This is a genomic window from Streptomyces sp. NPDC054834 (assembly GCF_053611185.1).
The window spans coordinates 154686-177051 of sequence record NZ_JBSGZV010000001.1 but is presented as its reverse complement, the minus strand read 5'-3'; the positions used below and the strand labels follow the sequence as shown (position 1 = coordinate 177051).

At 68.4% G+C, this 22366-nt stretch carries 13 protein-coding genes and 2 pseudogenes; 6 read left to right on the top strand and 9 right to left on the bottom strand.

From position 1 onward, the window contains the following. Positions 1-170 precede the first annotated feature (170 nt). The gene (locus tag ACWGJM_RS00800; protein ID WP_453409500.1) at positions 171-1037 is read left to right on the top strand and encodes a helix-turn-helix domain-containing protein; all 867 of its coding nucleotides are present in this window, start codon (positions 171-173) and stop codon (positions 1035-1037) included. An 8-nt stretch (positions 1038-1045) separates the two neighbouring features. After that, positions 1046-1246, top strand: a complete 201-nt coding sequence (locus tag ACWGJM_RS00795) for a DUF397 domain-containing protein (RefSeq protein ID WP_453409499.1) — start codon at positions 1046-1048, stop codon at positions 1244-1246. Positions 1247-1326: 80 nt separating this feature from the next. Here ACWGJM_RS00795 and ACWGJM_RS00790 read toward each other — a convergent pair whose 3' ends face one another. The 5 genes from ACWGJM_RS00790 to ACWGJM_RS00770 form a co-directional block, all read right to left on the bottom strand. Further along, on the bottom strand, positions 1327-1995 hold the full coding sequence (locus ACWGJM_RS00790) for a hypothetical protein (protein ID WP_453409498.1): 669 nt from the start codon (positions 1993-1995) through the stop codon (positions 1327-1329). 111 nt (positions 1996-2106) lie between these two features. Then, on the bottom strand, positions 2107-5304 hold the full coding sequence (locus ACWGJM_RS00785; RefSeq protein WP_453409497.1) for a type I restriction endonuclease subunit R: 3198 nt from the start codon (positions 5302-5304) through the stop codon (positions 2107-2109). A gap of 2 nt (positions 5305-5306) precedes the next feature. Beyond that, entirely contained in the window at positions 5307-6557 is a 1251-nt protein-coding gene (locus tag ACWGJM_RS00780; RefSeq protein ID WP_453409496.1) for a restriction endonuclease subunit S, read from the bottom strand. Further along, positions 6554-8563, bottom strand: a complete 2010-nt coding sequence (locus ACWGJM_RS00775; protein WP_453409495.1) for a type I restriction-modification system subunit M — start codon at positions 8561-8563, stop codon at positions 6554-6556. The genes ACWGJM_RS00780 and ACWGJM_RS00775 overlap by 4 nt, the downstream gene beginning before the upstream one ends. Positions 8564-8653: 90 nt before the next feature. Beyond that, on the bottom strand, positions 8654-10861 hold the full coding sequence (locus tag ACWGJM_RS00770; RefSeq protein ID WP_453409494.1) for an N-6 DNA methylase: 2208 nt from the start codon (positions 10859-10861) through the stop codon (positions 8654-8656). Between the two features lie 270 nt (positions 10862-11131). Between ACWGJM_RS00770 and ACWGJM_RS00765 the strand changes: the two genes are divergently transcribed. The 3 genes from ACWGJM_RS00765 to ACWGJM_RS00755 all read left to right on the top strand — a co-directional run bounded on the left by ACWGJM_RS00765 (position 11132) and on the right by ACWGJM_RS00755 (position 17038). After that, positions 11132-11767 (top strand): hypothetical protein, encoded by a 636-nt coding sequence (locus tag ACWGJM_RS00765; RefSeq protein ID WP_453409493.1) that lies wholly within the window; start codon positions 11132-11134, stop codon positions 11765-11767. Positions 11768-11892: 125 nt separating this feature from the next. Beyond that, positions 11893-13530: an RNase H family protein gene (locus tag ACWGJM_RS00760; RefSeq protein ID WP_453409492.1), complete on the top strand. Its 1638-nt coding sequence runs from the start codon at positions 11893-11895 to the stop codon at positions 13528-13530. 127 nt (positions 13531-13657) lie between these two features. Further along, the gene (locus tag ACWGJM_RS00755) at positions 13658-17038 is read left to right on the top strand and encodes a HelD family protein (protein ID WP_453409491.1); all 3381 of its coding nucleotides are present in this window, start codon (positions 13658-13660) and stop codon (positions 17036-17038) included. A 304-nt stretch (positions 17039-17342) separates the two neighbouring features. Here ACWGJM_RS00755 and ACWGJM_RS00750 read toward each other — a convergent pair whose 3' ends face one another. After that, on the bottom strand, positions 17343-19553 hold the full coding sequence (locus ACWGJM_RS00750; RefSeq protein WP_453409490.1) for an NACHT domain-containing protein: 2211 nt from the start codon (positions 19551-19553) through the stop codon (positions 17343-17345). Beyond that, the gene (locus ACWGJM_RS00745; protein ID WP_453409489.1) at positions 19540-20001 is read right to left on the bottom strand and encodes a hypothetical protein; all 462 of its coding nucleotides are present in this window, start codon (positions 19999-20001) and stop codon (positions 19540-19542) included. The genes ACWGJM_RS00750 and ACWGJM_RS00745 overlap by 14 nt, the downstream gene beginning before the upstream one ends. Before the next feature lie 345 nt (positions 20002-20346). Between ACWGJM_RS00745 and ACWGJM_RS00740 the strand changes: the two genes are divergently transcribed. Continuing rightward, positions 20347-21660, top strand: a complete 1314-nt coding sequence (locus ACWGJM_RS00740) for a DUF6801 domain-containing protein (protein WP_453409488.1) — start codon at positions 20347-20349, stop codon at positions 21658-21660. Here ACWGJM_RS00740 and ACWGJM_RS00735 read toward each other — a convergent pair. Further along, positions 21632-22109: pseudogene (locus ACWGJM_RS00735) on the bottom strand (GNAT family N-acetyltransferase). The gene ACWGJM_RS00740 and the pseudogene ACWGJM_RS00735 sit on opposite strands and share 29 nt — an antisense overlap. Further along, positions 22095-22328 (bottom strand): annotated as a pseudogene (locus ACWGJM_RS00730) (mobilization protein); the annotation flags it as partial. The pseudogenes ACWGJM_RS00735 and ACWGJM_RS00730, both read right to left, overlap by 15 nt. Positions 22329-22366 lie beyond the last annotated feature (38 nt).

Here is a 22366-nt window from a genome sequence, read left to right as displayed (position 1 = left end):
ATTGTTCATGCCCTCAACGCTCCCGGCGGTGGCGTAGCGTGACCAGTGGTGACGCGCCGTCGCATGCCGGTTGTACGCGACGGGGCGGCAGGTGTACGAGACGCGCCGCGTGACCGGCTCGGGGCGGGCGCGTTGGGCCGGGGAACTGGGCCGGGGAGGCGGTGGAGCCGATGGAGTCGGTGGAGCAGGGCGAGGCCGAGGGTGCGCGGGAAGACGCCGGGCCGAGGCCGGAGGACGAGCCGGGATCGGGCGTGGTGACGGCCTTCGGGCGGCAGTTGAAGCTGCTGCGGGTACGGGCGGGCCTGGAGCGGGCGGAGTTCGGGAAGCTGGTGGGATACGCGGGGCAGTCGATCGCCTCCTTCGAGCAGGGCCGGCGGATTCCCTCGCCCAGGTTCATCGACCGCGCGGACGAGGTACTGGAGGCCGGGGGCGTCCTCAAGGCGCTGAAGGAGGAGGTGGGGCGGGCACAGTATCCGGCGTTCTTCCGGGACATGGCGCGGTTGGAGGCGGCGGCGGTGGCTCTCCACGTGTACGCGGCCCAGGCTGTTCCTGGCCTGTTGCAGACCGACGAGTACGCGCGCGCCGTGTTCGCCATGCGGCGCCCGCTACTTGACGAAGACACTGTCGAGCAACGAGTCGCAGCCCGGCTTGCTCGACAGGAGATCTTCTCCCGCAGGCCGATGCCGACCTTGAGTTTCGTGATCGAGGAGTCGGTACTTCGACGTCCCATCGGCGGTTGGGCGGTACTGCGAGGACAGCTTGAGCAGATCATGCTGCACGGGCACCGACGCAATGTAGAGGTCCAGATCATGCCCAACGAGCGCACGGAGCACTGCGGTCTGGCCGGACCCTTCACCTTGATCGAGAACCGCGACGGGCGGAGGATGGCCTACGTTGAGGTCCAGCGGGACAGCCGCCTCCACACAGACAGGTCGGCCGTCAGGGAGATCGAGGAGCAGTACGGGATCCTCCGGGCTCAGGCGCTGACTCCACATGAATCGCTGGCCTGTGTCGAGAAACTGCTGGGAGAGAAATGAGCAACCAGATGCCTGAGCCGACGGTGCCGGAGTCGGCCTGGTTCAAGAGCAGCTATAGCAGCGGCGAGGGCGGGGAGTGCGTCGAGGTTGCTGATGCCGCCGGAACTGTACACATCCGGGACTCGAAGGTCCGATCCGGACCGGTTCTGACGGTCGCCCCCGACGCGTGGGCCGGGCTCGTCCGACTGGCCGCCGACCAGACCATCTGAGCCGTACATTCACAACCCCCGTGGGGCCCAGTCGCACTGGCGGCTGGGCACCCGCGTCCTGTCGGGGTGAGGGGCGGGGGCTATTTCACCTCTTTGGCCAGGACGGCGACGCCAACCCTGCCCACCACCGTCGTCAGGACGTAGTTGGTGGAGCTACTGAAAGCGACACCTACACCGGCCGGAATCGCCTTGGCCATCGCCTTCTGGGTGAAGGTGATGGACACCCGCTTGAACAACTGCTTGATCGTGACCAGAGCGGGCCCTTTCAGGTACTGGTAGACCAACTTCTCGGCGATTTTCTGTACCGCTGCCTTGCCACCCTTTGTTGCCATTTGTTCTACCGAACCCGCCAACGCGATCGTGAAGGCGAGGTGCTTCTTGTCCTCACTGCTCAGCTCGGTCTCGTACACCTCGACCAGGCACATGCACATGTCGACCTGGAGCTTGAGTGTCATGGCGATATCCGTGACACCGCCGCCCAGGACTGCGACCGCCGTCCCGACCCCCGGAATCACGCTCGGGGCTGCAGTGACCGCCCCAGCGGCTGCCGAGAGTTTGGAGTACCGGCCAATGATCTTGGCGGCGATCCGGCGCTTGTCGTCCAGGCTTTCGGGCTGCCGCTTGAACTTGGACTCGAAAGTCGCACGGTAACCGCCTACGAGCTCAGTGGCCGCCTCCGGTGTGATGGTGATCGTCTCGACGGCCTTCTGAAGCCGAGACTCTTCGAGCTCGCCCGCCGCGTGATCCATTACTTCCCCTCCCGATCCGTTGCGCCTCATGAAGAGGACAACTCGCACTGCGCGCAGTCTTGATGTCCTTCAAGGGCGCCCCGGCCGGCGTAACCAGCCGGGGCGTAAGCGTCAGACGTCGTCGTCCAGGCCCTCCTCGCGGCGGATCATCCGCCACGCGGCCTTGCGGGCGCTGCGGTCCAGGCTGGACTTGAAGCCCTTGTCGGGGCCGAAGTACTGGCGGCCCATGCCCGCGATGGTGTCGATGTGGTCGGCCATCTTGTCCGCGAAGACGTTGTCGAAGACGAGGCCGAAGTTTTCCTCGTCGTTGACAACGGCCGCCGCCCGCACCTTCGGGTCGGCCTTGGCCTCCTCGAACGGGCGGATGACGTCCTGCTCGGTGAACTCGGTGCCGAAGCGTTCGTTGAACTTCTCGATCAACTGCGAGAGCAGCGACTTCTCCGCTTCCTTCGCGCCGCCCGAGCCGTCGCCGAAGCCCTGCATCGTCGTCGGCCCCTCGGCGGTGAGGGAGACGTCGTACTCGCCCGTCTTCTCCACCCGCATATGGCTGAGGTCGACCTCGCCTATGTCCACGCCGCCGTCCGCCCGGCGCGGCAGCCGGTTGAGGAGGTAGCGGCCGTAGAGGTGCAGCCGCTCCAGCTCGGCGTCCCGGTAGGGGACGATCTGCGCGAGGAAGCCGTACTTCCTGACGTAGTCGTTGAGGTCGGCGCGGAAGCCCTCCGCCGTCTCCTGATCGTCCTCGTCGTCGCTGTCCTGCAGCGCGGTGAAGCGGGCGACGGCGGGGGAGAGCAGCCGGTACAGCTCGGCATGCAGCTTCTCCCACTTGGACTGTGAGCCTGCCGCCTTCTCCTTGGCGGCGAAGTACGCGGCGGCGAACTCGTCCATCTCCTGGCCGGACAGGATCGCGGCCTGCATGACCCGGCTCTGCGCGGTGTAGAGCAGATTGGGGTCGGAGGGGAGGGTGTTCGCCTCCTCGAAGTACGGGCGGAAGGACTCCTGTATGTCGTTGGCGTCGTTGACGAAGTCCAGTACCGCCAGGTCGGCCTGGGTCTTGCGCTCGGCGGTCCGGTTCAGCCGGGACAGGGTCTGGACGGCGGAGATGCCGGTCAGCGACTTGTTGACGTACATCGTCGTCAGCAGCGGCTGGTCGAAGCCGGTCTGGTACTTCTCCGCCACGACCAGGATCCTGTACTCGCGCTGGCCCGCACCGCCGGCTCGGGCGGCCTTGTCGTCGGCACGCGTGTACGCGAACGCCTTCGGCAGCGCGCTCTCCGACAGCCCGCCGTTCTCCTTCGGCTCGGTGGTCTCCTCGCCGTCGATGGTGAGCGAGCCGGAGAAGGCGACGAGGACACCCAGATCGGGGTACTTGGTGTCGTAGTCCCGGTCCTTGATGTAGCTCTTGATGGCACGCGCCATCTGCACGGCGGACTGCCGGGACGCGGTCACCACCATCGACTTGGCCCGCCCGCCGAGGCGGCCCAGGCTGTGCGCCACGAAGTGCTCCACGATCACCTGGGCGTGCTGGGCGACCGTCGAGTCATGGGTGAGCGCGTACCGGGCGAGCAGGGAGTTCGCCTTCGACGGGTCGACCTCCCGCTCGTCGGGGTTCTGGTTCACCAGCTTCCAGTACGTGTTGTACGTGACGTAGTTGCGCAGCGGGTCGAGGATGAAGCCCTCCTCGATCGCCTGCCGCATGGAGTAAGTGTGGAAGGGCCGGTAGGCCGCCTTGCCGTCGATGTCCTGGAGCGTGCCGAAGAGTTCGAGGGTCTTGGCCTTCGGCGTGGCGGTGAACGCGAAGTAGGAGAGGTTCGCGGCGCGGGAACGCTGCTCGGCCCGCTTCTTGAGCTGCTCGTCGAGGGTGGCGGCCTCGGCCTTGACCGTGGTGGCGCCCGCGTCGTCCGAGTCGGAGTCCAGGCCGAGGTCACGGAGAGCGGACCGTACGGCGGTGGCGGCGTCGCCGGACTGCGAGGAGTGCGCCTCGTCCACGATGATCGCGAAGTGGCTGCCCTGGATCTCGGTCGGGTTGCGCTGGAGGTAGTCGAGCAGCGCCGGGAAGGAGTGCAGGGTGACGGTCACGATCTTGCCGGTGTCGCGGGAGAGGGCCTTGGCGAGCTGCTCGCCCTTCGCCCCGTGCTTCTCGTCGATCTTCACGACCAGGCCCGCGGTCTGCTCGAAATTGCCGACCGTTTCACGGAGTTGAGCGTCCAGGTTGCGGCGGTCGGTGATGACGATGACCTTGTCGAAGACCGGCACGCCCGGCTTGAGGCCCTTGGCGATGGCCTCGGGGTCAAGTTCGCGGGGGTCTGTGGGGGTGTGCAGGTCGCTGAGGCGGTGTGCCAGCCAGCCGATGGTGTTCGACTTGCCCGAGCCGGCCGAGGCCATGACCAGGTAGTCGTGTCCCGCGCCGTGGGTGGCGGCGTGCGCGGTGAGCTTCTTGACCGCGTCCCACTGCTGGTACCGGGGGAACACCATCGTCTTGGTGGTGCCGCCGCCGGGCGTCTTGCTCTTGTGCAGGTGCACGAACCGCTGGAGCAGGTCCAGCCAGTTGTCCGGCTGCCAGACCTGCTCCCAGAGGTAGGAGGTCGCGTACGTGCCGTAGACGGTGGGGGCAGGGTTGCCGGCGCCGCCTGGCTGGCCGGGGCCGTTGGAGCCGGTATTGAAGGGCAGGAAGCGGGTGTTCTTGCCCTTGAGCTGGGTGGCGACGAAGACCAGGTCCGGGTCCACGGCGAAGTTCGCGACGAGCCGGCGCGTGAAGATCAGCTCGGTGGGGTCGCGGTCGGTGCGGTACTGCTCCTTGGCCTGCTCAACCCCTTGCTTGGTCAGCGGGTTCTTCAACTCGGCCGTGGCAACCGGGATTCCGTTGAGGAAGAGGGTGAGGTCGAGCCTGTTGCCCCAGTCCGCCTGCTTCGTCGCGTACTCGAGTTCACGGACGACGGTGAGGCGGTTGGCCCGGTAGCCGTCGAGCACGGAGTCGTGGGCGACGAGGTTCGGCTTGAAGTAGGCGACGCGGAGCAGGACACCCCGGTCCTTGACGCCGTTGCGAAGGACATCGAGGAGCCCGTCGGTGGCGATGGCCTGATCGAGGCGACCGGCGAACCCGCGCTGCGCCTCGTTCGGGTCGCCGCCGTAGACGGTGAGTAGCTCGCTCCACTCGTCGGGCTGGGTCGCCCCGATGAAGGTGAACAACTCGTTGGTGTCGAGGCCGAGATCGGCCCGATAGTCCTGCGGGCGCGCCTCGCGCCAGCCGCGCTCGACCATGGCGGCGACGATGGCATCACCGAAGGCGGACTCCGTGTGGATCGGGCTCATGGCTACGCGCTCACTCCGTCCGTTACGTTACGCCCGCTGGCGGTGGTTACGTCGAATTGGCCGGTTACGGCGGCGGTGATGAGGGCCTGGCGGCGTTCGGTGAGGGTCTGAATCGAGCGATGCAGTGACTCTCGGGCACGTGCAACTGACTCGGCGCTCTGATGAAGGGAGTCCGAGATGGAAGCCTGTTTGCTCACGGGTACCTTCGGCAGGAGCAAGTCTTTGACGACGCTCGTCGGGAGGTTGTTGGCCATACCTTCGGCTCCGGAAATTCCGTTCTTGATGTGCTCCCGAGCCTGGTGACCGCGCAGTACGTGAGCCACGAAGTCAGCTCGCGCCCTCGTCCAGTCCAATCTGATCCGATATACCTTGTCGCAGAGCAGCAGGTTGTCGCTGATTTCTCGAACGACGCCGACACTACCAATGAGGTCGGTGGAACCACTCGCGCGCGACATAAGCAAATCGCCTTGTCTGAGCAAGTACTCCCGGCGCGGTTCCAGGTCAGCGGGAAGCGCCTTGTGCTGGGTCGGATCGAACCGCCCAGAGTTGACGCAACCAGCCTTCACGACGCCCCATTCACCGTGTTCCGCGAGGCGGTCTTCACATTGGGGAGACCAGCCCTGCTCAATCCTCATCGTCACGTGTCGTAGGCGAATAGAGCCGAATCGTTGGGTGAGGCTTTCAACAAGCTCGGAGAGTTGACTCCGTCGGCGGTCATCCAACAATTTTGATTGCCGGTCTCGCATTGAAGTGAGCTGGTCGATGCGGGCGGTCTCGGCGTCGAGGAAGTCGGCGATGCGGCGCTGCTCCTCCGTCGACGGCAGCCACAATTTAACCTCGCCCAGCTCTTCTGCGTTCAGGTGAGGTTGGGCCGCCCTGGTACTCGCCAACTTGATTTGATCGAGTGTGGCTGTACTCAGTAGCGCGTGAGCCGCAAAGCGTGAGTTCACCGCCTGCGGCGTCACTCGCAGATCATATCCTGGAGCGCTGCCAGCCCATTCACTGGTGATACGGGCCGAGTCGCCGGTGTACGCCCCGCTCCGGACGACCAGTATTTCTCCCTCGTGCAGCAGCGGGGCTCGGTCCAATGGCAGGTCCTGAAGATGAGCGCGAAGCAGGTTGTCGGCGCTGATCTTTCCTCGGAACACGTTGGTTGCCCGGATGATCGGGATGCCCTCCTCCGAAAGCGGAGGAGGCTGTCCCAATCCGTAGCGAATTCGGGCCACCCTCTTGAGCGGAACGTACGCGGTCACTCGGTCACCTCGTTAAGAAGCGCCTGAATCTCCGCCTCCAGCGACTTCAGCTCCGCGTCGATCTCCGCCAGCGGCCTCGGCGGCTCATACACGTAGAAGTGCCGCGTGAACGGGATCTCGTAGCCGATCTTCGTCTTCGTGTGGTCGATCCACGCATCCGGAACGTGCGGCAGCACCTCCCGCTTCAGGTACTCCTCGACGTCCTCGCCCAGCGGAACGTTCTCGAAGTCCCGCAGGTCCGCGTCCGGCTCCGGGGCGCCCTTGACCTTCTGAACCTCGCCCTCGGGGTCCCGTACCCCGACCGTCTCCCGCACCGCCTTCGCGAACGGCGCGCCCGACGGCCACGTCAGCCCGGCCGCGACCACCGCGTCCTTGAGGGCGACGAACGCCTCGGACTTCGTCGTCCAGGACGAGCCGAGCAGCGTACGCACCGCCGCGACGAACTCCTCGCTCCGCTCCAGCTTCGCCACCGGCTTGGCCTCCGCCAGTGCCGCCAAGGTCTCCTCCGTGACCTCGAAGCGGAGCTTCAGCGGGCGTTCGACGGTGATGCGCTGGTAGCCGAAGTCCTCGTTCCAGAAGACCTTGACCTTGCCGTTCAGAGCGTGCTCCGGGTCACCCGCGACCTGCAGCGCCTCCGCGTACAGCCGGGTGATGTCGCCGATGTGGTCGGGGCGGCCGTTCGTCCCGTCGCCGAGTTCCTTGCGCTTGTCGCCGAGCGACTTGCGCATCTTCTGCCACTGGTCGCGCGCGTCGAGCAGGACGACCTTGCCCTTGTGGTCGGCGTCCTTGCGGTTGGTGAGGATCCAGAAGTACGTGGAGATGCCGGTGTTGTAGAAGAGCTGGTCCGGGAGCGCGACGATCGCCTCCAGCCAGTCGTTCTCCAGGATCCAGCGGCGGATGTTGGACTCGCCGGACTCGGCCGCGCCCGTGAACAGCGGGGAGCCGTTGAAGACGATGGCGATGCGGGAGCCGCCCCCGCCGTTCACGTCCACCGGCTTCATCTTCGAGATCATGTGCTGGAGGAAGAGCAGCGAGCCGTCGTTGATGCGCGGCAGGCCCGCGCCGAAGCGGCCGGCGTCGCCGAGCGACTTGTGCTCGTACTCGACCTCCTCCTTGACCTTCTTCCACTCCACGCCGAACGGCGGGTTGGCGAGGATGTAGTCGAACTTGCGGCGGGAGTGGCCGTCGTCGGAGAAGGAGTTGCCGAAGCGGATGTTCTCGGGGTCCTGGCCCTTGATCATGAGGTCGGACCGGCAGATCGCCCAGGACTCGGGGTTGAGCTCCTGCCCGTACACCTCGACCGTCGCGTCGGGGTTGAGGGCCTTGATGCGGTCGTCGGCGGCGCTGAGCATGCCGCCCGTGCCGCAGGCCGGGTCCATGACCGTGCGGACGACACCCGGCAGGCTGAGGGCGTCCGCGTCCGGCGCCACCAGCAGGTTGACCATCAGCTTGATGACCTCGCGCGGGGTGAAGTGCTCACCCGCGGTCTCGTTCGACTGCTCGGCGAAGCGGCGGATCAACTCCTCGAAGATGTAGCCCATGTTGTGGTTGGGCACGACATCGGGGTGCAGGTCGAGGTCGGTGAACCTGCCGATGACCTGGTAGAGCAGGTTCGCGCTGTCGAGCTTCCTGACCTGCTGGCTGAACTCGTACTTGTCGAGGACCTCGCGGGCGTTGTCGGAGAAGGCGCCGACGTAGATCTGCAGGTTCTTCGCCGCGTTCTGCGGGTCGGCCGCGATCTTCCGCAGCGTGAGGTCGCTCTTGTTGTAGAAGGAGTGGCCCGAGGCCTTGCGCAGGAAGTGGTCGGTGTCGATCTCCTGGCCCGCGAACTTGGCGACGGTCTCGACGACCTTGCCGCGCGTCGGTTCCAGGACGCACTCCAGGCGGCGCAGCACGGTGAACGGCAGGATGACCTTGCCGTAGTCGGACTGCTTGTAGTCGCCGCGCAGGAGATCGGCGACGGACCAGGCGTGGTTCGCCAACTCCGTGTGCTTGCTGCTGTTCAAGAGGTCCCGGCTTCCTTCCGAAGAGCACCGTCCGGGCGTGGGACGGCAGGGATCCAGTGTGGTCGTGTGCGGTGGGACTTGTTGGGCGTTTCAGGCGGAACGGCTGTCCGGGGTGTCCGGTGGCAGGAGTACGCCGGCGGTGAGGCCGGTGGTGAGGGTGGCCGCGGTGTCGGCGGCGAGGTCGGCGGTTCGGCGGACGGCCGCGCGCAGCTCGTACACGCGGCGGAAGGCCTCCCCGTAGCGCCGCTGCTCCTCCAGGGGCAGCAGCGGTACGCGCAGGCGGCCCGGTGTGACGTGCACGAGGGTGGAGCCGGTGGACGCGGAGGCGATGTTGTCCTCGGCGCCGAGGAACCCGGCCAGGAACCACGGGTCGAGGCGGGCCGGGTCGGGGCGCAGGAGGTGGATGTGCGGACCGAGCAGGGCTCCGGCGTCCTGGTCGTCCGCGACCCGGGTCATCGCGGCCGCGTCGCCGCCGCCCGCGACGGCGCGTACGAGGACGTCCCCGGCGGCGACGGGGTGCGTGGCGTCCGCGTGGATGTCAACGGTCCCGCTGGACGGGGGGTTTCCGGCGGAGATGTCCTGGGCGGTGATGACCGGCCGGTCCACGGTGGGGGCGGCGCCGCCCTTGGAGCCACGTGTGCCGGGCGTCGCCGCCCGCAGCACGGTCAGGGCCCCGCCGCGTGCCAGGTCGGAGACGGTCGCCGTACGCCACTCGCGGGCCGAGGCCCCGGACGGCTGCCACCCGCCGGACGCGGAGGCGGCTGCCAAGGCGGCGACCTGGTCGGCCAGTTGGCCGTGCAGGTCGTGGACGCGGCGGGACAGGGCGGCCGGGTCGATGTCGGCCGCGGTCGCCCGCACATGGCGGGCCGGGGTTACGTCTACGACGTCGTCGAGGAGGTCGACGAGCGGCACCGCGCGGGCGACGCCGGGCTCGTCGGCGTAGGTGTCGGGTGCGGTGGTGAACGCGGCCCACTGGTCGAGGACCCGGTCGGTCAGCCCCGCCCAGTCGAAGGAGGAGGCAGAGGCGGACGAGGCAGAGGGGGCGGCGGAAGAGGAGGAGCGGGACTGGCGGGGGCGTGAGCCGCCGCGGGTGCCGGCGCCGGCCGTGGCCGTGTCGGTGGCGGACGGCGTGCCCGTGGCGCCGTCCCGCTGTTCGCCCTCGCCGTCGACGAACAGCACCGTCGTACGGTCCGTGTCGCCCGGCTCGGGGCGTTGGAGCACCCAGATCTGCAGGCCGATGTGGAGCGGATACGCGGCCCGGGCCGGGAGTGAGACGACGGCGCGCAGGGCCCCGCTGCGGATGAGTTCCGCGCGGATGCGGCGGCCGGAGGAGCGGAAGGCGAGCGCGGGCGGCAGCAGCATGACCGCGTGGCCGCCGGGCTCCAGGTGCGCGAGAGCGTGTTGCACCCAGGCCAGTTCGGATTCGAAGCGCGGCGGGAGTCCGTACGCCCACCTCGGGTCGTAGGCCAGCTCGTCGTGACCCCAATCGCGGTCGGCGAACGGCGGGTTGCACAGGACGGCGTCCACGGTGACGTCGGGGAAGGCGTCGGCGCGCAGGCTGTCGCCGACGCGGATCGCCGTCTCGGCCTCGGGCGCGGCGAGCAGCAGCCGGACCGCGGTGCGCCGGCCCTGGACGGGGAGCGAGTCCTGCCCGTACAGCTCCTGTGCGCCCTGCCGGGCGGCGGCGGCGAGGAGCGTGCCGCTGCCGCAGGCGGGGTCGAGGACGCGGGACGCGCCGGTGGGCAGGAGCCGTGCCATGAGCAGGGCCAGGCCCTCCGGGGTCTGGTAGACGCCGCTGGCGGCGCTCTCGTCCAGTTCGCGATCGGCGAGGACGTCGACGGCGGCCTGTGCCCCCGCCTCACGGACGCAACCCAGCAGCGCGCGGAGCACGCCCGCGTCGTCCGGGCCGTAGCGGAACGGCTCGGCCTCGGGCACGGCCACCGGGAGCTCGCCCGCGGTCTTCTCCGCTCGGGCGATCAGCTGGTCGTCGTGCAGGGCGGCGAGTTCGGCCAGCTCCTCCGGTGTGCGGCGGGACGCGGCGGCCACCAGCGGGAACAGTCGTGCGGTCACCTCCGAGCCGGGTCCCAGTAGCCGTAGCGCCGTGCGCAGTTCCTCGGTCGGCGAGGCGGTGGAGGTGTGCCCGCGTCCGCGCAGCCATGCCTGGACGGCCTGAAGGTCGTAGAGCGGGCTGGTCTCCGTGCCTGCGCTGGGGGCCGGGAAGTCGTCGTGGCGGCGGCGCCAGTTGCTGACGGTGGCGCGCGTGACCCCTGCGATGCGGGAGATCTCGGCGGCTGTCACGTGCGCTGAGGGCGCCAGTTGGGCTGGTGGCTGCTGGGGCATGGCGTGGGGTTCCGCACCTCTCGGGCCAGTCGGACAGGGAACGGTTAACACACTACAACGGCCGTCAAGTCCGTGAAGCTGATTGACGGTGCTTTCAGTGCTGTGCTTATCTAGTCCCGCTTCCGAGTGGAAGCGGCGGCCGGGATGCTCTGTTGAGTTCGCGGCGCGCATCGGATCTCTCCACTCACGGCCATCGCACATCGCGCATCGCAACAGGGAGGAACCCAGATGACCACCCAGCCCCCGCAGCAGCCGAGCTACCCGCAGCAGCCCGGATTCCCGCAGCAGCCCGGATTCCCGCAGCAGCCGGGCTACCCGCAGCAGCCGGGCTACCCGCAGCCTCCCGTGCCGCCGAAGAAGCGGTCCAAGGCCAAGCTGGGCTGCCTCGGTGTCCTGGCCGTGATCGTGATCGGTGGCATCGCGTCCGTGGCGGGGTCCGGCTCGGACGACTCCTCGGCCGGCGCCGCGTCCTCCGCCGCGTCCACCGGCTCCTCCAAGGGCACCGGCTCCTCCAAGGGCAGTGGGTCCTCCAAGGGCACCGGCTCCTCCAAGACCACCGCGCCCCAGCAGTCCACCGTCGACGCCTTCAAGGCGTACGTGAAGAAGCACGAGTCCGCGAAGACGCGGGAGGCCGCGGCGCACGTCACCAAGGTCCAGGGCGCCGACAAGAACAACGACATCATCGACACGGCCGACATCTACACGGACTACACCGGGGACATGATCAGCGCGGACGCCGGCAACGCCAAGCTGCTCGCCTCCGCCTTCGCGGACTTCCAGGCCGGCCGGGGCAAGGCCAGCAAGAACGGCCTGGTCACCGTCTACAACGCCGACGGCGAGATCCTCAGCAACGGCAACTACTGATGTCGTAGCCGGAGCCCGTGCCGAGATGCTCGGCGGCAGCGCCCACGCCCGCCCACTCGTTCCGGCCGGGCGCAACACCCCCACAGTCCATACCGGTTACCCCGCTCGTGACTTGGAAGGTCACCGTGACGATCGCCACGCACACCGAGCTGGTCCACCACTTCGCCGAAGACTTCACCGCGCTGCAGGACGCCGTCCTCGCACGCATGAACGGCATGGCTTCCCCGGAGACCACCGCGGCCCTGGCCCACCCTTCGCTCGCCGGGCCCATCGCCATCGCCCTGGCCCACGCCGACGTCCTCGCCCGTGGGGACATCAGGCGCACCGAGCTCTCAGGACTGCCGGCACCCCACCGGCTGCGACACCTGCGCGAGCACGCACGCAGGGTGCGCCGGGCACGGTCCGAGGCGGATGCCGTGTGCAAGGAGCAGCGTGCGCGTCGCATCGCCGATCGTCGTAGGCCCCCGCTGGAGCCGCTCGAGCTGCGCGTGGCGCGCGCCGCGGACCCGGAAGCGTACGGCCGGGCCCTGCGGGAGGAACTCCTCGACCGCGGATCGACGGCCGCCGATGTGCGGGAGCCGGACAACGATCTCGCCCTGTGGGCTTGGGAACGGGACTCGGCAGCCGCCGAACTGCCGGTAGCCGTCCGCGAACTGCTGGAGTGCCATGACGACGCCTTCGTCCAGGTTCTCCTGCGCGACGCCCGGGAGGGGGAGAACCCGCACCTCGCGCACGACGCGGTGGTCGAACGGTGGGGCCGGCATGCCCGCACCGCCCTGGCCTGGGGCCGCTACGCCATCGCCCAGGCCGAACGCCAGGTGCTCGCCCGTCCTCTCACCGCCCGCCGTGTCCAACTCGACGCGCTCGACGACGCCTACCAGGACGCCGCGATCCTCGCGGCCCGCGCCCGCGAGGCCAAGCACCGGATCGCCGATCTTCATGACCGGATCCGGGCCCATGCGGCCGCTGGGCCCTTCGCGGAGCTCATCGCGCAGTGCCGCGCCGCAGCTCTCATACGCTTCGCCGCCGACGAGCCCGAGTTGTGGCAGCGGGCCTGCCGCCTGGCCACCGAGCACCAGGCCGACTGCGACGCACGGGCCGACGGCTGCCCGCGGTGCCACCGCACCCTCGCCGCCCTCCTCACCGAGAACGCATCCGCCGACACGTCGCAGGACGGCGACGGCGGCGGTTCGGAGGGTTTCGCCCCCGGCTACAAGGAGCGTTACGCCATCCTCGACGACTTCCCCAGCCGCGCCGCGGTGGCCGTCGCCGACGCCGCGGTCGGCGACGAATCCGCACGGTGCGGCTACGGCTGGGCCGCCGAGGACGGAACAACCGGATACGGCGACTCCATGGCCTCGAGCAGCGGCGAGGCCGAGATCATCGGCATCTGCCAGGCCGCCCTCAGTCTCCTGGGCCGCCACCCGGAAGCCCTCGTACTCGTCCTGTGCGACAGCACCGAGGCCGTCGGGGCAGTGAACCTGGCCCTGACGAGCGCCGATCCGGCAGCCGCCCACCGCACCGTCCTCTTCCCCGAGGGCAGGGAACTCCTGGACCGCCTGTTGCCCCATCGCGACCGCTTCCAGGTCCGCTGGCTCAAGGGCCACATCGGACATGACCTCAACGAAACGGCCGACGCCCTCGCCGGCCTCGCCGTCCGGCGCGCCACCGGCCGCGTCTCCGCCTCCGCCGCCCGCAAGGAAGAGGCGCGGATCCTGCGCCCTCTCAGCTCCGGCCGGCAGCCGGGCATGGCCGCTGCCTGACCCGGCCGATCCCACCTCCGGCCGTCCGACCGCTTGTCACCAGATGGCCTCTGCATGTTATTTCACCGGTGTACGGGCGCATGCCCGGCGCAGCACCCTTCGGGGCACTGCGAGGGAGGGGATACACATGGGTACCACCACGCGCGACGAGATCATCGCCATCGAGCAGAAGGCGGTGGACCGCGCCTACGAGTGCTACGCCGCGCGGCTGGCCGAACTGACCGGGGGGTCGGTCGCCTCGGCCTCCGCGAGCGGCAAGGACAGCGTCGCCAACCGTCTCGCGGCCGAGGAGCGAGCCGCGGCGTACGGAGGTCTCGGCAACGCATCGCTGGTCATCAGTCGCGTAGACGTGCAGGACGGCCCCGGTGGGGAGCCCGATACCTGGTACGTCGGCCGGCGTGCTGTTTCCGACGTCCACACCCGCGACACCGTCGTCGTGGAGTGGACCAACGCGCTCGCGAAGAAGTGGCTCGACGCGCTGCCGGACGCTCCGGGGGAGGTGCTCCTGCGGCGGCGGCTGCACTGCACGCGGCGCGTCGTCGAAGGCTATGCCGACGACATCTCCGTCGCCGTCCCCGCCCCGCGGCCGACCGCGGACGACGCCGGTCCGGAGGCTGCGGCGGCGGACTCCGCCACCGACGTACAACAGCCGGAAAAGGCACGGCCGCCCGTCCTCACCCCTGCCGACATCGCCCGCCTCCATCGCCAAAAGCCCCAGCAGCCCGACGACTTCCTCCTGCGCGAGCTTCAGCGCTCTCGCAGCGGCAGCATGCGGGACATCGTCGAGACGATCCGCCGTGACCAGATGGCCCTGGTCACCGGTTCGCCGTCGGACATCCTCGTCGTGCAGGGCGGCCCGGGTACCGGCAAGTCGGCGGTCGGCCTGCACCGCGTGACCTGGCTCGTCAACAACGGGCACTTCAAAGCCCAGGACGTCCTCGTCGTCGGCCCCCATCAGCGGTTCCTGGACTACGTGAGCCAGGTGCTGCCCACGCTCGGCACCCGGAACGTCAACGCCGTGCAGGTGACCCGCCTGTGGGACGGCGAGATCCTCGGCACCGACACCCCCCAGGCGCGGGTGGTGAAGTCCGACGAGCGTATGGCAGCCGTCCTGCGGCGGCGCGTCGAGATCGAGTGCCGTCCCGAGGCCGTCGACGAGTTCACCACCACTCCCTCTTACGACGGGGCCAAGCCGGAGCTCACCGTCACCGTCGGCAGCACGACCCTGCGTGTCCCGCGCTCCGAGGTGCTCGCCCTCCTCGAGGACCTGCGCCAAGGCGATGGCTCCTACCGTGAGCGCCGCGATCGCTTCCGCGGCCTGCTCGTCGACCGCCTGCTGCGGGAACTCGTTGCCGTCGCCCCTCGCCGCAGCCGCGACGACACGATCCGCCGCGACCTGGAACGCAACCGTCAAGTCGAGCGCCTGATCGAACGTGTCTGGCCATCACCGGGCGCCAGGGAAGCCCTCCGCAGCCTCTACGACTCGGAAGATCTCCTGCGTACCTGCTCCGAAGGCATTCTCGACGCCGCGGAGCAGGCCGCTGTGCACCGCCCTCGCGCTGACAAGGCCGACGCCGATCCCTGGACGCTCGACGACCACGTCTGCCTCGAAGAACTGCGGTATCTCATCACCGGGGAGACCCCGCAACGGTACGGGCACATCGTCGTCGACGAGGCACAGGACCTGACACCCATGCAGGCCCGCTCCCTGCGCCGGCGCTCCGCGGCGCACGGCTCCATGACCATCCTCGGCGATCTTGCCCAGGCCACCGGCCCTCACACCCACACCGACTGGGACCGCCTCGGAACCCTCCTGTCCGACCACGGCGACTGGCGCGTGGCCGAGCTGACCACCAGCTACCGCGTGCCGGCCGAAATCATGGAGTTCGTCGCCCCCCTCGCCCGTACCATCGCCCCCACACTGCCGTACCCGCAGGCCGTGCGCGCGGTGGGCGAGGGCGCCGTACGGACGGTCGCGACCGAGCCGTGGAAACTCCTCGACGACACCGTGGCCCAGGCCACCCGCCTCATCGGCACCAGCGACGGACACACCCTGCGCTCCGTGGCGGTCATCGTCCCCGACGACTCCGGCTGGCTCGACGAGATCAGCCGCCACCTGGACCTGGCCGACGGCATCACCGAGCAGGAACGCGAGGCGGTGTCCGTGCTGGCTGCCACCCAGGCCAAGGGCATGGAGTACGACCACGTCCTCGTCGTCGAACCCGCCACCATCGCCGACCGCGGCCCGGCGGGCCTGCGCCAGCTGTACGTCGCGCTCACCCGCAGCACCCAGAGCCTGACCGTCCTGCACACCTCCCCGCTCCCGGAGGCCCTCACGAACACCGACGGCAGCAGTACCGAACCAGCACCGACCGAAGGCGAAACACGCATGGCAGACGGTGACGTCCCCGAGATCGGCACCGACATCCGAGTCCGCGTGACCGGCCGGACACCTGGCGGCCGCTACCGGGTCAAGGCCCTGTCCCCCGCGACCGACGTCCCCTTGGTCCTGACCGTCCGCCACGGCTCGGTGCCCCCGCGTCCCGGCGAGGAACTGGACTGCTGGGTGTTCGCCCACGAGACGAACCACTGCCTGCTCACCAGGGACCAGCGTGGTCGCCAGCCCATCTCGCCCAGAATGGCGGAACGCTACGTGGCGGCGCTCGGCGTCTTCGACGACCTGACCAACGGCGACGGAACCATTCCTGAGAACGCCCGTGATCGTCTCTCCGAGCTCAAGGGCATGGCCAACCGCGTCCTCCGCCGCGACCAGGCGGACTGGGTGGACGTGCGCCGGGTGCTCGGATTCCCGGACAAGCACCGCCTCAGCCTCCTGCGCGACCTCGCGGCGCACACCAACCGCATGCTCAAGGACAACAACCTGGACGTGAACCGACTCCAGGAGGACCTGGCACGCGCCGGCTGGGCCCAGGCCCTGGACGAAGCCCGGGAGGCGCTCCAGCACCGCCGGGCCGCCATGGACGAACCCGAAACCGACCATGCACCCGCCGCCGCTGAACAGCAGTCCGAGCAGAAGGAAGCCGAGCCCATGACCTCCGCCGAACACATGCCCGCCACGCCGGCGCCTACGAAGGGGCTTCTGCACTCGCTGGAGACCGCGGCGGCCGCCGACCGCACATGCAAAAAGCACGAGGCGGTGCGCCACGCTCTCAAGGCGGCCCTGCTCTGGGCGGACCTGCAGCCGACCGACTCCCCGGTCATCGATGTCAGCCGCATCGCGGAAGACGGCCACTTCCTCTACGAGGTTCTCGGTGCCGGCCGCTCCACCTACGCCGACCTCCGCTCGGGAGCCACCCGCCTCCTGGAGATCAACCACACCCTGCCCGCTCCTGCCGACCGCCTCTACCTGGTGCTCTCCGAACCGCCCGCCGAGGACTGGTCGGCCGACACCTTGTACGGCGTCTTCGGCGTCCACGTCCTGTGGCGCACCCCCGACAGCTGGGGCGGCCAGGACGCGGAAACCGCCCTGAGCTCCGGCCAGGCGTAACCCTTCCGACAGGAGCGCGATCGACCCGGGCCCCGGTGGGGGCCCGGTCTGGGCCTACGGTTCGGGCGCGGGCCGGTCCATGCCGGCCTGGGAGTCGGTCTCGGCCGCGGGTGCGGGTGCTTCCGAGGGCGTAAAGGGATCGGCTTATCGATCCCGGAGTGATCCAACCACCCTGAAGATCATTCCGTTAGGAGTTCATAGCGCGCCAGGCGTTCCGGCGAAGCCGGGGATCGCGGCGGGGGCATCGAAGTCCGCGAGCGCCGCGCCAAGCTTTGTCATCCGCGCGGCGCATGCCGCTGGGTGCTCAATTCTGGTAGGCATCGCTTAGGTGCTCTTTGAGCCGCGCGTGGCGGAATTGGTAAACCGCGCCTTCCCGGCGCAGAACGCCTCGCGCGTAGGAGTCCTGCAGGAACGCATTCAGGTCCCTCGGCAACCGCCCCGCCAGGGGAAGCCAGATCTGGGCCAGGACTACCCAACGCCCCCAAGCAGTCATTGTGCCGACCCCGAGCGCGACCATGGATCCGGCCACCAGTCCGGCCCCGAGTCCGGCGAAGGCGCTGTTCGACATGAGCCCGAACACGGCCCCGTACCCGGCCCAGATCACGAGCCCGACAGTGATGATCTGCTTGAGCACCGTGGCGCGGCTCGTGTCCAACAGGAGCGAAGGGACGACGAGCTCCTCTCTCTTGATGACCGTCTCGAACCCGGCTCCGAGAGCGGCGATGAGGCCCAGCACGAGCCCCAGGCCGGTCCCTCCCATGAGCAGCACCCCCGCAAGCCGCCCGATCACGGGCCAGGGGGAGCCCCGGAGGGCACTGAGGGCCGCGCCTCCGAGCGCCCACAGGAGCCCGAACAGGAGACCGCCGGCGAGCCCGCCCATGACTCTGGGGCGGAAGCTCTTCCGCAGTCCTGCCCCCGTCCCCTCCTCCGTCCAGCTATGAAGCCTGATCTCCATGCGCGACGGTTCGAACGTCGGTCCGCCGGCCTTCATCTTCGTGACGAACCCATGCATGAGCCCGAAGGTCAGCCCCACCCCGGCCCCGTTCGCCAGGCCGGTGAGACCTGCCACCATGAGCCCGTAAGTGGGCCCGTACACGAGCGCCTCTTCGGCCCCGTAAACGAGTCCGGCCACGAGACCGGAGGCGATTCCGACCGTGACGCCGACCTGCAGCATTCTCCAGCGCAGCTTCATGGCAGTGCCCAGCTGCCACCACTCGATGTCGGGCGTACCGCGCTTCGTCAGATGTACGGCAAGGTAGCCGAGCCAGTGCCGGGCGCGTTCTTCGTCCCAGCGTCGGTCTTCCTCTCCTCCTCCTTCCCCTTCTGCGGGCTTGTTGTCGAGAATGCGCTCGTAGGCGGTGCGGATGAAGAAGTCCAGGAGGTGCTTCTCAAGGGCGTCCTGGGTATCGAATTTCTCGGTGTTCAGCAGGTCCGACGGGTCACGGCTGGACAGTTCGGACTCGTAGGCGAACCGGGCAAGTGTGGCCATCAAGGGCGTGGTCAGCACGGAGGCGAGATTGGCACTGGCCCGGGTGTGGGGACGGCGGCTCAACTCGCCCAGGACGTAGGTCCACCCGTGCTTGGCGGAGATATCCGTAGCGTCGGCAGGGCTCGCACCGGTGACCTCGTGCAGGTATTTTACGGATTCGTCCAAGCTGAGGTCGACCAGTTCAATGGCGGCGGCGGAGGGCGCAACATTGCTGTTCTCCATGACATCTTCGATCGCGTCCCGGCGACTGGTCACCACCAGCGGTCGGGTGCTGCTGTTGAGTTGATTCAGCGCTTTTGTGCGCAGACGGACAACGATCTCGTCGAACCCGTCCAGAATCGGCAGCACGTAGTCCGCATCTACCAGTGCCTCGGCCCATGTCGTCCCGATGGGGCCGACCTCGGCGAGAAAGGGCTGATCCCGCTCCAACCGGCCGATCAACCATTTCCGTAACGAGACAGTGTCAAGGTTCCATGATCCGAGACTGAAGACCACCGGAACCGGCCCTTTGCGGTCGTGAGAGCGCGCTTCCAAACGGTTCAGCGCAAATTGCAGGGCCAGGACACTCTTCCCTGATCCTTCCCGCCCCAGCACCATCAGCCAGCGGGACTTCGCCGTGATCTCGGCCAGTTGACCGGCCAGGCTCAGCAGGGGACCACCCGCTGCCCCGCTCGGGGCATTGCGGGTGTCTTCCCCGCCGCCGGGCGCTCTCCCGAACGCCGGCCGCCAGTGCACAGGCAGCGAGGCCCGATCCCGCAACCGCAGTTGCTCCACCTCATCCCGCAAGCGTGGTAGGACCCTGTTCGCGAGCTGATCGGCCTTTTTGGCCAGCTCCTCGTCAACGGGGCGGCGCTCGACGCGCACTTCACGCTCGAGTCGAGCGACCAGTTCGGCCAGCACACTCTCGGCGGAGGCCACTCCGTTGATTTGCACGATAACCGGGTTGTCGCCGGTATTCGCAATGCCCGAGACATTCCCCGCGGTCGAGATCGATCGTTCGCCGCCCGGCTGGTCAGAGGTGAGCACGATGGGAGTTGTCTCCTGCGGACCCGGTGCGGCGCTTACCGTCAGAGATGATCTTTGCGCCATCGCCAGTGGAGACGATCCCCTCGTTGTCCCCGCCGATGGCCACGCTGCGCGTGCCGGTGGCTTGCACGGCTGGGCGCTCAGGCAGTATCGCCGACAACTCCGCGGCGAACAGCGGGTCGTCCCTCAAGGCCTTCTTGATCTGCAAGCGCAGTGCGGCCAGTGCGTCCGGGTCCTCATTCGTCCCCGCCAGGTCGGTGACGGCGGCCTCAACCGACGCGGCGTTGGCGCCACGGCGCAGGATGTGAGCGAGCAGCCGCTGCCCCAGCCGTACCGTCTCTCCGGCCGCCTCGTCCTCGGCCCGGGTCAGCACGCCGACGCCGTACGCACCCACCGCCGCTTCAACAGCGGGCACGATCTGGCGAAGTAGGGTGTCGACATCAACCAACAGGGACCCCTCCCCTTAATCAGATGCACAGTTGTTCCCACATGTAGGGGCAATCCCCTTCTGGCACAAGATGGTCAACCTTCAGGGTAGCGTCACAGCAGTGCCCGCGGTCAGCAATTCGTGCAGTAATACTTCCCCATGACGCGATATCACGCTTGCCCAGGAACGTGCTCCGCACCATGAAGATCGATAAGCATAAACACAAGCCGGGCGCCGCAGATCCGGTACTGAGCACGTGATCTGAGCAGCATGATGGCTCTCGGGAACATCAGAGTCGTTCTGTAATCGCACACCTGAGTAACGGTCGGAGGCAAACTCGTGAGCACCAGGTGTGGCAGGCCAAGGGTGAGGATCATCCTTGGGGCCGCAACGGCATTGACAGCGGCAAGCGGGATGGTGGGCGCCATCGGGGCCGGAACGGCTGCCGCGCAACAGCTTTCACGAACATTCGGCTATACATGTACGTCGCCTGTGACCGGCGACCAGTCCTTCACGGCGGAGGTCACCGCGAACCTCCCGGACACGATCGTGGTCGGCCGTCCCAGCAGGACCATCGCCGTCAACGCGGTGGCGAAGGTGAACGCGAGCTTCACGCAGTGGCTTGCCAGCTCCGGCATGTCAACCATCGAGGGCACGGTGGACGCATCGGCCCATGTGGCCGCGCCGCAACAGCAGTTGGACATCGCGGTCCCGTTCCGCATGACCAAGACCACCGCACCGGCGTCCGGTCCCTTCAAAGTCAAGGCAACCGCCAGCGTGACCACGCCCACGTTCAACCACCCGGGCAAGGCGACGATCACAACTGGCGGCCTCACCCTTCACCTCCTCGCGAAGAACGCGGCGGGCACCATGTGGCTCCAAGCCGATGCGCCGTGCACCCTCAGCGCCGGCCAAAGCAACGTCGTGACGTCCTTCGACATCACGACAGCGAGTTCGGTGCCCTCCGCCACTCCGAAGCGCACAACCGGATCCGTCGCCCCGGGCGCTCCGAGCCGGACGACCGGATCGGCGGGCGCTACCACTGCGAATCAGACGACCGGATCCGTGGTCGCTGCCGTCCCGAATTCGGCAACGTCCAAAGGCGCCAGGCCCACAACGGACCCTGCGGCCACGCCCGGCAACCCGAGTTCCAAGCCATCCAGCACCACCACCGAGCTCAACGCCGCCCGGGCGACGCCGAGTTCGACCGACTCCACGATCGCCGGTAAGGCCTCGGCCACCGGCCATGAGACCAGGGATCTCATCCTGCTGGCCGTGGGCGTACTCCTCGCATGCGCCGCCGCCTTCTACCTCGGCACGCGACTGAAAATCCACCGTCGTACCAGTGACGACGGAGGGGATCAGCGGTCCCTCGACCCGAAGCAGGGCTTGCTCACCGCAGGCGTCAGGGACGGAGGGCTCGACGTCGATCACCAGAAGGTGAATGCTGCTGCTCCCCAGCCTCGTGAGCATGGCGGTAGGAAAACATCACGTGGCAGTAAGGGCAGGCGCGTCACGGAGGGCCGGAATCTCCTGTTGGGACGTCACGTGCTGAACCAGGCCGACCATCGGGCCGCTGGCATGCGGGCGTGCGGTGGCGCCGACTCGAACAGCCAACTCCCGAGCTTGTCGCAGGGCGAAGATGTCGACGTCAGTGGCTGGCGCGGATCATCACGGTGAGCACTGGTGAGGCCGGTGACGGTTGGCTCTGCCCGATGTCCTCGTACCCCCACGACTTGTAGAGCGCATGGACTTTTCCGTCCCCAGCGGCCGGGTTGACGATGAGCGTCACGTACGGTTCATCGCGCGTGGCGAGGAGGGCGTGTTGTGGATGCGCCGGGCGGTGCCGGTCTTCCTCCAAGCTGGCCGGACGCCGATCTCCTTCAGGGCCACGGCAGGACGCCCGGTGTATTTCTCCGCCGGCGTCGGGCTGGTGCGCTGCCAGTACCGGTCGCCGTGCTCGATGGTGTTGCCGTAGGCGTAGCCGACCGAGTGTCCGTCCGCGTAGGCGAGGACGGCTGTGACCCTGGCTCGGTGCCGTGCCGGTCCAGGCGTTCGCCGAACGCGGTGACGGCGTAGTTCGGCAGGTGGAGATCGCCACGGACCGGTAAGTGGCGGGCGGTAGTCAGCTCGCGCTGGGCAGCGGCTTCCTTGAGGAGTTGGTGGGGTTGATGCCCGCGAGCCTCAGCGTCGGCGAGGACGGTGGCGAGCGCGGGCCAGGCCGGGTCGGCGAGGATCCGCTCTGCGTGATCCGGGACAGCTACTCGCACGTCGCTGGCGAGAACGCGGCGGGCTTCCTCCTTGGTCGGGCGGGCTGTGAGTTCGGCGAGTGTTGGGGCGAGGGCGCGGACATCCAGGAGATGCTCGGCCACTCCTCGATCACCAT

Bases quoted from the DNA above. Each gene is read 5' to 3' on its own strand.
- ACWGJM_RS00800 (WP_453409500.1), top strand. From the start codon at position 171: ATGGAGTCGGTGGAGCAGGGCGAGGCCGAGGGTGCGCGGGAAGACGCC.
- ACWGJM_RS00795 (WP_453409499.1), top strand. From the start codon at position 1,046: ATGCCTGAGCCGACGGTGCCGGAGTCGGCCTGGTTCAAGAGCAGCTAT.
- ACWGJM_RS00790 (WP_453409498.1), bottom strand. From the start codon at position 1,995: ATGGATCACGCGGCGGGCGAGCTCGAAGAGTCTCGGCTTCAGAAGGCC.
- ACWGJM_RS00785 (WP_453409497.1), bottom strand. From the start codon at position 5,304: ATGAGCCCGATCCACACGGAGTCCGCCTTCGGTGATGCCATCGTCGCC.
- ACWGJM_RS00765 (WP_453409493.1), top strand. From the start codon at position 11,132: ATGACCACCCAGCCCCCGCAGCAGCCGAGCTACCCGCAGCAGCCCGGA.
- ACWGJM_RS00755 (WP_453409491.1), top strand. From the start codon at position 13,658: ATGGGTACCACCACGCGCGACGAGATCATCGCCATCGAGCAGAAGGCG.